Genomic DNA, 12,868 nt, shown 5'->3' with positions numbered 1-12,868 from the left:
GTCGTCATGGCTGCCGGGGTCAGGAGGAGCGGTGGAGTACAACCTTGCCGACCTGTTCGAGTCGGTCGTCGACGTGGTGCCGGAGCGCGAGGCCCTGGTGTACATCGACCACCCGGGCACGGGCGCGGAGCGGCGTCTGACGTACGAGGAGCTGGACGCGGCGGCGAACCGCATCGGCCACCATCTGATCGACGCCGGGATCCGCCCCGGCGAACACCTCGGGCTGCACCTCTACAACGGCATCGAGTATCTGCAGACGGTGTTCGGGTGCCTGAAGGCGCGGATCGTCCCGGTCAACGTCAACTACCGTTACGTGGAAGACGAGTTGGTGTACCTGTACCGGGACGCCGATCTGGTGGCGCTGGTCTTCGACGCGGAGTTCGACGGGCGGGTGGCGGCGGTGCTGCCGCAGTGTCCGAAGCTGCGGCATCTGGTGCGGGTGGGCGGGGCGCAGGAGGGGGTCTCCGCCGTGTCGTTCGCCGAGGCCGAGGCAGGCGGGTCGCCGGAGCGCGGCTTCCCGGCACGGTCGGGCGACGACCAGTTCATCATCTACACCGGCGGCACCACCGGGATGCCCAAGGGCGTGATGTGGCGTCAGGAGGACCTGTTCTTCTCCGGTCTGGGCGGGGGCGCGCCGACCGGCGAGCCGGTCAGGAAGCCGCAGGAGCTCGCCGAACGGGTCGCGGCCGGCGGCTCCGGGATCACCTTCTTCCCCACTCCCCCGCTGATGCACGGCACCTCCACGCTCACCTCGTTCATCGGCTTCAACTTCGGGCAGCGGGTCGTGATCCACCGCAAGTTCATGCCGGAGGAGGTGCTGCGGACCATCGAGAAGGAGAAGGTCACCAGCATCTCGCTGGTCGGCGACGCGATGCTGCGGCCGTTGATCGACGCCCTGGCCGGGCCCATGAAGGGCACGGACTGCTCGTCGGTGTTCAGTGTGTCCTCGTCCGGAGCGGTGCTCTCCGAGACGGTGCGCCGACAGTTCCAGGAGCTGCTTCCGAACGCGATGCTGCTGAACAACTACGGCTCCTCCGAGTCCGGCTTCAACGGCACGGCGACGGCCGATTCCGGTGCCGGGCAGTCCTTCCGCATCCGCGTCAACGCCCGTACTCAGGTGGTCGATCCGGCCACCCACGAGCCGGTCGCCGCGGGCGAGGTGGGCCGGGTCGCACAGTGCGGCCATGTGCCGCTCGGCTACTACAACGACCCGAGGAAAACCGCCGAGACCTTCTTCGAGAAGGACGGCGAGCGGTGGGTGCTGCTGGGCGACATGGGCACGGTGGACGAGGAGGGCGTGGTCACGGTCCTCGGACGTGGCTCGCAGTGCATCAACACCGGCGGCGAGAAGGTGTACCCCGAGGAGGTCGAGCAGGCCCTGAAGTCCCATCCCGACGTGTACGACGCGCTGGTGGCCGGGGTGCCGGACGCGAAGTGGGGCAGTCATGTGGCGGCGGTGGTGCAACTGCGCGAGGGCGCGCCACGGCCTTCGCTTCAGGACGTGCAGTCCTACTGCCGTACCCATCTCGCCGGTTACAAGATCCCCCGGCAGCTGGTGATCACCGAGGCGATACGGCGGTCGCCCAGCGGCAAGGCCGACTACCGGTGGGCCCGGGAGGTGGCGGTCGCGGCCGACCGCTAGACGGAAGGACGGGACCCGCGGTGGGCCGGTCCGGGCGGCGGGCGTACTCTTTGCGGGCGGTTGACCCGGGTGTTTGAACGGTGGGTGGCGTAGGGCCGTACGCGAGGTTGGCGGCTCGGCCCTGCGGGCCCGGTCCGCCGTGCCAGCAGCGGTTTCGCACGGAAGGACCCACGGGTGTCGCACCTCACGCCCCCTCGTCAACTGCCGGAGACGGACGCGGACACACCGGACAGGACCGGAGCCGAGGAGGCCTCGACCGCTCCGGAAGCCGACGAGCCTGCCGTGGACACCACAGCGCAGAAGACGGGCGGCGCGAAGGACGGGAAGGAGCCGGGCGAGGCCGTCGTCCCGGACACGGCTTCCACCGGTGAAGGTTCCGCCGACGAGGAAGCGGTCACCTCCACGTCCGCCGACGAGCCCGGCCCGACGGGCGCCGCCGGCTGGTTCGGCTGGCGCCGCCGTTACCCCCGTACGGCGGTTGCCGTACACGTGGGCACGACCGTCCTGGCCGCCGCCCTGGTGTTCGTCGTGCTCCTGGTGCCCAACCGCCTCGACTGGATCACTGTCCAGTCGTTCTTCCGGCTCCCCGTCGAGGCGATCTTCCTCGCGGCCGTCCTGCTCGTGCTGCCGTCGAAGGGGCGGCGGATCACGGCCGTCGTGCTGGGGGCGTTCGTCGGGCTGTCCGGCGTTCTCAAGTGCCTCGACATGGGGTTCCGTCAGACCCTGGCCCGGCCCTTCGACCTGGTCTTCGACTGGGTTCTGCTGAGCGACGGGGCGGACTGGGTGAAGGACTCCTTCGGGCGCTCGGGCGAGGTGCTCGCGGTGGCCGGGGTGATCGTCCTGGTCATCGCCGTGCTCACGCTGAGCGCGCTCGCGATGGTGCGGCTGGCCGACGTGCTGGCCCGGCACCGGCCCGTCGCCGTGCGCTCCACGCTGGTCCTCGGCGTCGTGTGGATCCTCTGCTTCACCCTGGGCGTGCAGTTCGGCGGTGTCACGCTCGCCACCAATGGCTACGCCCAGTACCTAGCCAACCGTGTGCAGTACGTCCGCGACGGCCTCGGTGACGCCGACGTCTTCAAGAAGCAGATGGCGGTCGACGCCTACGCGAAGACCCCGGCCGGCCAACTGCTGACCGGGCTGCGCGGCAAGGACGTCATGTTCACCTTCATCGAGAGCTACGGCCGGGTGGCGATCGACGACCCGACGACGGGACCGGAGGTCGACGCGACGCTCAAGGCGGGCGACGCCCGTCTCAAGGCGGCAGGCTTCGCGGCGCGCAGCGGCTGGCTCAGGTCGCCCGTGACGGGCGCCGGCAGCTGGCTCGCCCACTCGACGTTCCTGTCCGGGCTGTGGATCAAGAACCAGCAGCGCTACCGGACCCTGACCACCAGCGACCGCGCCACCCTCACCAGCTACTTCCAGAAGACCGGCGCCTGGCGCACGGTCGGCATCGTGCCGGGCGTGCGCAAGGCGTGGCCGGAGGGCAAGTACTTCGGCCTCGACCACATCTACGACTCCACGCACCTCGGCTACCAGGGCCCGTACTTCAGCTGGACGCCGGTGCCGGACCAGTTCAGCCTGGAGGCCTTCCAGAAGCTGGAGCACGGCAAGAAGAACCGCGGCCCGATCATGGCGGAGATCATCCTGGCCTCCAGCCACAACCCCTGGTCGCCCATCGCCCACATGATCGACTGGAAGGACCTCGGGGACGGCAAGGTCTTCTACAAGATCAAGAAGGAGGGCACGAACCCCACGGAGGTCTGGAAGAGCGCCCAGCGCGTGCGCACCGAGTACCGCAAGGCCATCCAGTACTCCCTGGACAGTCTGACCGAGTGGATGCAGCGCTACGGCGACGACAAGACCGTCCTCGTCTTCCTCGGCGACCACCAGCCCGTCCCGACTGTCACCGGGGGCACCGCCAACCGGGATGTGCCGGTGACGATCGTCGCCCGCGACCCGAAGGTCCTGGACCGCGTCTCCGACTGGGGCTGGACGGACGGGATCAAGCCCGCGGACAACGCCCCGGAGTGGACCATGAACAAGTTCCGGGACCGCTTCATGACGGCATACGGGCCGCAGGGCGGGTGAGCCGGCCGGCCGACGACGGTCCGGCAGGGGGTCCTTCGGACGGCTCAGCACGACGCGCCGGGGCGGGATGGCGTCCCTGGGGTCGCAGTGACGGTGAGCGGATCACCGGCCATGAAGGGGACCCCACATGCACATAGCGACGCGCGTGCTGAGCACAGCAGCACTGGCTCTCCTCGCGACCACCGGCCCGACGGCCGTCGTGGCCCATGCACAGACCGACGTGGACTGCCACGACTTCGCGTTCCAGGAACAGGCGCAGGCGGTACTCAGAGCCAATCCGAGCGATCCGTTCCGCCTGGACGCGGACCACGACGGCATCGCCTGCGAGGACCTGCCGCACCGGCCCTCGCCCTCGCCCACGGTCACCTCCACCGCGGTCACCCCCGCCACGCTCACTCCGGCGCCGGCGACCACCACGCCGGTTCCACAGCGAGGGGTGAACGCGGGCGTCGGCGGCGGCACGGGGCCGGCCGGCTTCGAGGTGGCGGGCGGTGTCGGACTCGCCGTCCTCGCGCTGAGCCTGACCGGCGGTCATGTCGTGCTACGGCGGCGTCGAAGCGCTGCCACGGCAGGACCGCGCAAGCCGTGACCCCCGGCCGCCGGCCGGGATCGGACACGTGCGCGCGTCCCCGGGTCGTGCGGCGGTGAGAGGGCCGTCATCGGATCCCCAGGCCGGCGTTGCTCTCCCGGTGGTACGGGCTTGCGCCGGACGGCGTCGTCGGCCCCGACCCCTGGTAGAAACTGCGCAAGTGAGCCCGGAGACGGCGCGGCCGGCCGGGCAGGCGCGGGGTGCGCGCCGGGGCGGGACTGAGCCTGGCCCAGCCGGCCCGGCGCACCCCGGCGAGGAGATCCACGTCGACACCGAGAACCGACAGCGGGCGGGTCGACAGGGTGTGCGGCGAGAAGACCGGGCGTGCCGCGCGTGCCTTCAGCGCGGTCCGGCTCTTCCGGCAAACGTCCGGCCTGCGGGTCGACGGCGTCGGCGAGGACACCGGCAGCAGCCGCCTGGACAAGCTCCGGGGCGGCGGCCGGCGCTTCGGCTGCTGCGAGCACCTGCCGAGCCGGCGCCGCTGAGCGAAGCGGACGTGCGTGGGGCCCTGTCCTCTCGGGGGAGGACAGGGCCCCTCGCACTCTTCACTCCGCCTCAAATGTCACGGCAGCCGGCGCATCCCGCAACTCGAGCGGCGCACCGCTCGGCCGATCTGCTACTCGCCCGCCGACACCAAGGCCTCGTCCCGGCTCAAGAACCGGGCGACCCGGCGTGCGAACCACTCGGGGTCGTCCACCCACGGATAGTGCCCCGCACCAGGCTGGACGGTGAACTCGGCGTTCGGAAACACATCGGCGGCGGTGCGCGCCAGCTCGGGCCGGGGGCCGCCGTCGAGCTCGCCGGCGAGGACGAGGACCGGTGCGGCCACTCGGGCGAGTGCGGCGGTGGTCGCGGGCGGGTCGTAGGCGCCGTCGGAGCCGTAGACGTCGGCGGCGTCGTCGTTGAACTCGACGCCGGCATCGTGATCCGCCGCCGCGTCGTCCCAGCGGCCGTAGAAGAAGGGCGCGAACGCCGGGTCGAAGTCGGTCTTCCCCGCCAGCCACTCCTCGAACGCCGGGAACACGTCCTGGAACCACGGCTCGCCGCTCCTCAGGCGGGCCGCAGCCAGCCGGTCCTCCGCGCTGGGCTGCCTTCCCAGGGCCCACGGGATGCAGGTGACCAGGACCAGCCGCGCCACCCGTTCCGGGTGCCGGGCGGCGTACAGCATCGCCAGACTGCCACCGGCCGAATGGGCGAGCAGGTCCATCCGCTCCAGGCCCAGATGGGTGCGGAGCGCCTCCACGTCGTCCACGAGCCGGTCACACCGGTAGGTGGCCGGATCCTCCGGTACCGCTGAGTCGCCGGTGCCGCGCAGGTCGAGCAGGACCAGCCGGCGGTGCTGCGCGAGCCCGCCCAGGTCTCCGAGGTAGGAGGAGGCCTGCATCGGGCCTCCCGGCAGCACGACGAGCGGCTCGCCGTCACCCCGGAGGTGGTAGGCCAGTTCGGTCCCGTCGGCGGCAGTGAAGATCGGCATGTCCCGATCTTCCGGCCCCATGGCCCGGTGGCGCAACGCAGTTTGGGGGCGCGGCAGAAAATGCGTGCCGCCCTCTTGCCTGCCTCGACGTGGCCTGAATTACTGATCCCGAACAGCTCGACCGAATGATCGGTCGCCCGTATTGGTGCGGTTGGTGAAGGAGACGTCCCCATGGTGGATGCGACGGAGCTGCGGGATTCAGGGGAACGGCTCGACGCCGGTGCGCTGCGGGCGCTGCAGCTGGAGCGGCTGCGGGCCTCGCTGCGGCACGCGTACGAGCACGTCTCCTTCTACCGGGAGTCCTTCGACAAGGCCGGCGTCCACCCGGACGACTGCCGGTCCCTGGCCGACCTGGCCCGTTTCCCGTTCACCACGAAGGCGGACCTGCGCGAGAACTACCCGTACGGCATGTTCGCCGTGCCACAGGACCGCATCCGCCGGATCCACGCCTCCAGCGGCACCACCGGGCGCCCCACGGTCGTCGGCTACACGGACAGCGACCTCTCCCTGTGGTCCGACATGGTGGCCCGCTCGATCCGTGCGGCGGGTGGCCGGCCCGGCGACAAGGTACATGTGGCGTACGGCTACGGCCTGTTCACCGGCGGCCTCGGCGCGCACTACGGGGCGGAACGGCTCGGCTGTACGGTCATCCCCGCCTCCGGCGGTATGACGGCCCGCCAGGTCCAGCTGATCCAGGACCTCGAGCCGCAGATCATCATGGTGACGCCGTCGTACATGCTCACGCTCCTCGACGAGTTCGAGCGCCAGGGCGTCGATCCGCGCGGCACCTCCCTGCGCGTGGGGATCTTCGGGGCCGAGCCGTGGACCGAGGAGATGCGGCGGGAGATCGAGGAGCGGTTCGCGATCGACGCGGTGGACATATACGGGCTGTCCGAGGTGATCGGCCCGGGGGTGGCGCAGGAGTGCGTGGAGACCAAGGACGGGCTGCACATCTGGGAGGACCACTTCTTCCCGGAGGTCGTCGACCCGATCACCGGTGAGGTGCTGCCGGACGGCGAGGAGGGCGAGCTCGTCTTCACCTCGCTGACCAAGGAGGCCATGCCGGTCGTGCGGTACCGCACCCGCGACCTGACGCGGCTGCTGCCGGGCACGGCGCGGGTGTTCCGGCGGATGGAGAAGGTCACCGGGCGCAGTGACGACATGGTGATCCTGCGGGGCGTGAATCTCTTTCCGACACAGATCGAGGAGATCGTGCTGCGCACGCCCGGTGTCGCCCCGCACTTCCAGCTGCGCCTGACCCGGGAGGGCCGTCTTGACGCCCTCACCGTGCGGGCGGAGGCCCGGCCCGACGCCGGACCCGAGGTGCGGGAGGCCGCCGCGCAGGCGATCGCGACGGCGGTGAAGGACGGCATCGGGGTGTCGGTCGCGGTGGAGATCGTCGAGCCGGAGTCGCTGGAGCGTTCGGTGGGCAAGATCCGGCGGGTCGTGGACCTGCGGTAGCGCTCCGCTGAGTGTGCCGATGTGCGGCTCGCCATCGCGTCACTGATGGAACCGCCACCGGCCCTCGGAGATGACATCCACCTTGCCGTCCCTGACACGAACGGCCGTCTCGTCGTCGATGAAGTAGATCGGGAAGTCCGCGCGCGCAGCGATGCGATCAGCCCAGGCGTCGTCCCGCTCCGGGAAATGCGGCGAGTACAGATGGGGCTTGAGGTACCAGTCGAAGAGGCCGAACGGCGGCTCCACGGTCGTCGCGCCAAGCACATGGAGGTCCGCGGTGTCCCCGATGACGTCGGCGGAGTGTGCGGTGAGATGACGGCTGAAGATCATTGATCCGGCGCTGACCCCCACATGGACCCGGCTCTCCAGCGCCTGAAGGAAGCCCTCGGCCAGACCGTTGCGGGTGATGCTGCGCGCGAGGTGGTAGTGGTTGCCGCCCTCGACGTAGATCACGTCGGCGTGGAGCAGCCGGTCGAGGACCAGCTGCCGGGGCAGGCCGTTCAGCTCCAGGACGTCGAACTCCCGCCAGCCGAGGCCGTACAGCCGGTTCATGCCCTCGACGAGCCAGCCGTGGTCCCCGGGCTCGGCCACGGAAGCCGTGGGAACGTACACGATGTTCGCCGATCCGAACGGCTTTCCCAGCATGTCCCGCAGCGCGTCCCGCAGTGTCTCGTTGCGCAGGCCACTCGCCGTCAGCAGAAGGTTCATCCGGCGAGCCAAGCACGGCTGACGGGCGGGCACAACGGCGGGGGCGCTGCCGGACCGCAGCGTAAATCGCTCGCCCGCCAGGGGCCGCGCTCCTAGGATCCGGCCGCAGGGCGAAGGAGCTTCATGCGACCGCGAGGGGAGCCGGCATGCAGATCGCGGGTGTGCGGACCGACCGTCTTGGCTTGCTCATCGACCAGTTCGACCGCGCCAGGGAGATGGCTCAGGTGCGGCTGACGGGGCTCGGCGACGAGGAGTACCTGTGGGAGCCCGCGCCCGGCGGCTGGTCGATCCGGCGCCGGAGCGAGGCGACGACGCCCAGGGCCTTCGGGCCCGGCGAGTGGGTGCTCGACCAGGGTGCCCCGGAGATCCCGTCGAACGAGTACGACGAGGTGGCCCGGCAGGCCGCCGCCGGTATGTCCGTCGCCAAGATCGCCGAGGACTGGAGCGTGAGCGTCGAGCGGGTCCAGGAGGTCCTCGCGCACACCGGGCCGGTGGAGCCCGACGAGGCGCCGATCACCACCATCGCCTGGCGGCTGGGGCACCTGCACTTCTGCTTCGCGGGCCAGTGGGAGTGGACCTTCGGTGAGCGGCGGCAGGAGCCGAAGCTGCTGGTCGACTTCACTCCGTCCGCCGCGCTGGCCCTGGAGCGGTTCTGGGCGCTGATCGACCGCTGGCGGGACAGCGTCGCCGCGATGACCGACGCGCAACTCGACACGGTCGGCTTCTCGCAGTACCCGTACGGCTCCGACCCCGACGAACCGTTCATCAGCGTGCTGTGGGGCGCCAACCTCGAGTTCATCCACCACATGGCCGAGATCGCGCTCCTGCGCGACCTGTGGCGGTCGCGCTAGCCGGAGAAGCGGTCCCGCAGTTCCCTCTTGAGGATCTTTCCGCTGGCGTTGCGCGGCAGCTCCGTCACGAACTCCACCCGCTTCGGTGCCTTGAAGTGGGGCAGCTTCTCGCGGGCGTGGGCGATCAGTTGGTCCTCGGTCACCTCGCCGCGCGGAACGACGACCGCGGTGACCGCCTCGATCCAGTGTTCGTCGGGCAGGCCGATCACGGCGACCTCCGCGACCGACTCGTGGGTGTAGAGGGCGTCCTCCACCTGGCGTGAAGCGACCAGTACGCCACCGGAGTTGATGACGTCCTTCACGCGGTCGACGATCGTGTAGTAGCCGTGCGCGTCGCGCACCGCGAGGTCTCCGGAGTGGAACCAGCCGTCGCGGAAGGCGTCGGCGGTCTCCTCGGGTTTGTCCCAGTAGCCCTCGCACAACTGCGGGGAACGGTAGACGATTTCGCCGGGTGTGCCGTCGGGGACGTCCTTGCCGTCCTCGTCGACCACACGGGCGTCGACGAACAGGACGGGGCGGCCGCAGGAGTCCATACGGCCCTTGTGCTCGTCGGGTGCCAGGACGGTGGCCAGGGGGCCGATCTCGCTCTGGCCGAAGCAGTTGTAGAAGGCGAGCTTGGGCAGTCGTTGGCGCAGCCGTTCCAGGACGGGCACCGGCATGATCGAGGCGCCGTAGTAGGCCTTGCGCAGTCCGCTGAGGTCGCGGGTGGTGAAGTCGGGGCGGTTGGACAGGGCGATCCACACCGTGGGCGGGGCGAACAGGCTGTCCGCACGACCGTTCTCGATGAGGTCGAAGAGCCGGTCGCCGTCGGGGGCGTCGAGGATGATGTTGGTGGCTCCGACCGCGAGGTACGGCAGCAGGAACACATGCATCTGCGCGGAGTGGTAGAGCGGGAGGGAGTGCACGGGGCGGTCACCGGCGCTGAGGTCGAGGGCGGTGATCGCGCTCAGGTACTCGTGCACCAGGGCGCGGTGCGTCATCATCGCGCCCTTGGGCAGGGCCGTCGTACCCGACGTGTACAGCAGCTGCACCAGGTCCTCGGTGCGCGGCTCGGGCCCGTCGTGGGCGGGGGCCGCGGCCAGCCGGGCCAGCAGTGAATCGTCGGCGTCCCGCAGGGGCAACGTCCGTACGTCCTGCGCGAGTCGACCGCTCAGGTCGGGGTCGGTGAGGACCAGCGAGCTGCCGGACTGTTCGACGATGTAGGTGAGGTCGTCGCCGGTCAGGTTCTGGTTGACCGGTACATGGACCAGGCCCGCGCGGGCGCAGGCGAGGAAGCCGATCAGATAGGCGTCCGAGTTGTGGCCGTAGGCGCCGACGCGGTCGCCCGGGGCCAGTCCCTGCGCGAGCAGGACGCTCGCCGCGCGGGAGACGGCCTCGTCCAGTTCCTCGTACGTCCATCTGCGGTCGCCGTACTCCACCGCGCTGCGCGCGGGGGTGCGCCGGGCGCTGCGCCGCAGCACCCCGTCAACCGTGCTGCCGTGTCCCTGCGTCATGACTGATGATCCTCGGCGTGTGGCCGGGGCAGGTCAAGCACCCGGGAGGCTCACGCACCCGCCCGTCGCGCGTTCAACCGCTCCTTCCCCCATGACTCTGGGAGGCACCTTGCGTACCCGTTTCAGACGACTGGCCGTCGCGGCCGTCGCGTTACTCACCGCCTCGTCCGCTCTGCAGGCCGCCGCGGCCGAGCGCACGAGCCGTCAGGACCGTCCCGCGCACGGCGATCTGTCCGCCGTCATCCGCTACACCGAGTACGGAATTCCGCACATCGTCGCGCAGAACTACGCGGACCTCGGCTTCGGCACCGGCTGGGCGCAGGCCGCCGACCAGGTGTGTCTGCTCGCCGACGGTTTCGTGACCGTGCGCGGCGAACGCTCACGCTACTTCGGCCCCGACGCGGCCACCGACCGCTCGCTGTCGTCGGCCTCCGACAATCTCTCCAGCGACCTGTACTTCCGCGGCATACGGCAGACCCGGACCGTGGAGAAGCTCCTCGCGGAACCGGCGCCACGGGGCCCGAGCCGCCAGGTGAAGGACATGCTGCGGGGCTTCGCCGCCGGGTACGACGCCTGGCTGGCGCAGAACCGGATCACCGACCCGGCGTGCCAGGGCAAGCCCTGGGTGCGGCCGATCTCCCCGACCGATGTGGCCGCCCGCTTCTACGCCATCGTGGTTCTCGGCGGCCAGGGCGGCTTCGTGGACGAGATCACCGGGGCGCAGCCTCCCACCGGCTTCACGGCGTCCGCCACGGGGGTCGACGCCAAGGCCCTGATCAAGGCGGTGCGCGAACGGTCCGCGAGCGCGGACATGGGGTCCAACGCGGTCGCCTTCAGCGGGGCCACGACGGCGAACGGCCGCGGTCTGCTGCTGGGCAACCCGCACTACCCGTGGCAGGGCGGGCGCCGGTTCTGGCAGTCGCAGCAGACCATCCCGGGCGAGCTGGACGTGGCGGGCGGCTCGCTCCTCGGCTCGCCGACCGTGTCGATCGGCTACAACTCCCGTGTGGCGTGGAGCCACACCGTCGCCACCGGCGTCCCGTTCAGCCTGACCCGGCTGACCCTGGACCCCGCCGACCCCACGGTCTATCTGGTGGACGGCGAACGGGAGCGGATGACGAAGCGCACCGTGACCGTGCCGGTCCAGGACGGCGCCCCGGTGACGCGCACCCAGTGGTGGACGCGCTACGGCCCGGTCGTGGCCGACCCCGGCGGTGATCCACCGCTGCCGTGGACGGCCACGACGGCCTACGCGCTCAACGACCCGAACGCCGCCAACTTCCGCTTCGCCGACACCTCGCTCGGCTTCGCCAAGGCGCGCTCCACCGCGGACGTGGTGACCTCCCTGCAACGGCACCAGGGCCTGCCTTGGGTGAACACCGTCGCCGCGGACTCCGCCGGCCACTCCCTGTACACCCAGTCGCAGGTGCTGCCCCGGATCACCGACGAGCTGGCGGCCCGTTGCTCAACCGACCTCGGCAAGCTCACCTACCCGCAGGCGGGTCTCGCGGTCCTCGACGGCTCGCGCGGGGCCTGCGCGATCGGCAGCGACGCCGACGCCGTGCAGCCCGGTGTCTTCGGGCCGGCCCGGATGCCCATGCTCAAGGACGCGCCCTACGCGGAGAACTCCAACGACAGCGCCTGGCTGGCCAACACCGACCGGCCGCTCACCGGCTACGAGCGGATCTTCGGCGACGTCGGCACTCCGCGCTCGCTGCGGACCAGGGGCGCGATCGAGGATGTGGCGGCGATGGCCAAGCGCGGCGGGCTGACCGTCCGGGACCTGCAGAAGCAGCAGTTCGCGAACCGGGCGCCCGCCGGTGCGCTGGCCGCGGCCGACGCGGCGAAGGCGTGTGCCGCGCTGCCCGGTGGCACGGCGAGGGCGAACGACGGGAAGTCGGTTGACGTCGGCGAGGCCTGCAGGGTGCTCGCCGCCTGGGACCGGACCATGGACACCGACAGCCGCGGCGCCCTTTTCTTCGACCGCTTCTGGCGGAAGCTGACCGCCGCCGTACCGGCCGGCCGGCTCTGGAAGGTGCCGTTCTCGGCGGCGGACCCGGTCCGCACGCCGAACACGCTCGACACCAGCGTGCCCGGCTTCGCCACGGCCCTCGCCGACGCGGTGGCGGAACTGCGCGGCTCGGGTACACCGCTGGACGCCCGGCTCGGTGACCACCAGTACGTCGTGCGAGGCGGCGAACGCCTCGCGATACCGGGCGGCTCTAACAGGCTCGGCGTGTGGAACGTGGTCGAGCCGACGTGGGACGCGGCGAGCGGGGCGTACACGCAGGTGCCGTTCGGCTCCAGCCATCTGCAGGCCGTCGGCTGGGACGGCAGCGGCTGCCCGGTGGCCCGCACCCTGCTGACGTACTCCCAGTCGTCGAACCCGAACTCGCCGCACCACAGCGACCAGACCCGGCTGCTGTCCGGTGAGAGGTGGGTGACGGCCCGTTTCTGCGAGAAGGACATCCTGTCCTCGCCCGCACTGCGGGTCATCCGGGTCGGCGAACACCACTGACCGTACAGCCCTGTCCCGCGCATCCCGCGTGGGACAGGGCCCCG

10 protein-coding genes are annotated in these 12,868 nt (G+C 70.8%); 7 read left to right on the top strand and 3 right to left on the bottom strand.

Annotation, left to right across the window (positions count from 1 at the left end; all coding sequences use genetic code 11):
- Positions 1–31 precede the first annotated feature (31 nt).
- The 4 genes from ACIBW9_RS11495 to ACIBW9_RS11480 all read left to right on the top strand — a co-directional run bounded on the left by ACIBW9_RS11495 (position 32) and on the right by ACIBW9_RS11480 (position 4,804).
- On the top strand, positions 32–1,642 hold the full coding sequence (locus tag ACIBW9_RS11495) for an acyl-CoA synthetase (protein ID WP_398953641.1): 1,611 nt from the start codon (positions 32–34) through the stop codon (positions 1,640–1,642).
- A 174-nt stretch (positions 1,643–1,816) separates the two neighbouring features.
- Complete coding sequence (locus ACIBW9_RS11490; RefSeq protein ID WP_398953639.1) at positions 1,817–3,730, top strand: sulfatase; 1,914 nt, start codon at positions 1,817–1,819, stop codon at positions 3,728–3,730.
- 127 nt (positions 3,731–3,857) lie between these two features.
- On the top strand, positions 3,858–4,319 hold the full coding sequence (locus tag ACIBW9_RS11485) for an excalibur calcium-binding domain-containing protein (RefSeq protein ID WP_398953637.1): 462 nt from the start codon (positions 3,858–3,860) through the stop codon (positions 4,317–4,319).
- Positions 4,320–4,519: 200 nt separating this feature from the next.
- Positions 4,520–4,804, top strand: a complete 285-nt coding sequence (locus ACIBW9_RS11480) for a hypothetical protein (protein ID WP_398953634.1) — start codon at positions 4,520–4,522, stop codon at positions 4,802–4,804.
- 131 nt (positions 4,805–4,935) lie between these two features.
- Here ACIBW9_RS11480 and ACIBW9_RS11475 read toward each other — a convergent pair whose 3' ends face one another.
- Positions 4,936–5,793, bottom strand: a complete 858-nt coding sequence (locus ACIBW9_RS11475; RefSeq protein ID WP_398953632.1) for an alpha/beta fold hydrolase — start codon at positions 5,791–5,793, stop codon at positions 4,936–4,938.
- A 171-nt stretch (positions 5,794–5,964) separates the two neighbouring features.
- On the opposite strand from ACIBW9_RS11475, the gene paaK reads away from it, so the two are divergent.
- Positions 5,965–7,254, top strand: coding sequence for a phenylacetate--CoA ligase PaaK (gene paaK, locus ACIBW9_RS11470; protein ID WP_398953630.1), 1,290 nt, complete (start codon positions 5,965–5,967; stop codon positions 7,252–7,254).
- Between the two features lie 39 nt (positions 7,255–7,293).
- Here paaK and ACIBW9_RS11465 read toward each other — a convergent pair whose 3' ends face one another.
- Positions 7,294–7,962 carry a Type 1 glutamine amidotransferase-like domain-containing protein gene (locus tag ACIBW9_RS11465; protein WP_398953628.1) on the bottom strand — a complete coding sequence of 223 codons (669 nt, stop codon included), beginning with the start codon at positions 7,960–7,962 and terminating at the stop codon, positions 7,294–7,296.
- A 146-nt stretch (positions 7,963–8,108) separates the two neighbouring features.
- On the opposite strand from ACIBW9_RS11465, the gene ACIBW9_RS11460 reads away from it, so the two are divergent.
- A complete protein-coding gene (locus tag ACIBW9_RS11460) occupies positions 8,109–8,813 on the top strand; it encodes a DinB family protein (protein WP_398953626.1) in 705 nt (234 codons plus the stop codon).
- Here the strand turns inward: ACIBW9_RS11460 and ACIBW9_RS11455 are convergent.
- The gene (locus ACIBW9_RS11455; RefSeq protein WP_398953624.1) at positions 8,810–10,306 is read right to left on the bottom strand and encodes an acyl-CoA synthetase; all 1,497 of its coding nucleotides are present in this window, start codon (positions 10,304–10,306) and stop codon (positions 8,810–8,812) included. The two genes, ACIBW9_RS11460 and ACIBW9_RS11455, sit on opposite strands and share 4 nt — an antisense overlap.
- A 109-nt stretch (positions 10,307–10,415) precedes the next feature.
- Between ACIBW9_RS11455 and ACIBW9_RS11450 the strand changes: the two genes are divergently transcribed.
- Positions 10,416–12,824 (top strand): penicillin acylase family protein, encoded by a 2,409-nt coding sequence (locus ACIBW9_RS11450; protein ID WP_398953622.1) that lies wholly within the window; start codon positions 10,416–10,418, stop codon positions 12,822–12,824.
- Positions 12,825–12,868 lie beyond the last annotated feature (44 nt).

Origin of the sequence: Streptomyces sp. NPDC049541, assembly GCF_044465725.1 — a bacterium.
Lineage (GTDB): Bacteria > Actinomycetota > Actinomycetes > Streptomycetales > Streptomycetaceae > Streptomyces.
The sequence above is the reverse complement of the archived record's forward strand: the minus strand, read 5'-3'. Positions and strand labels throughout refer to the sequence as shown.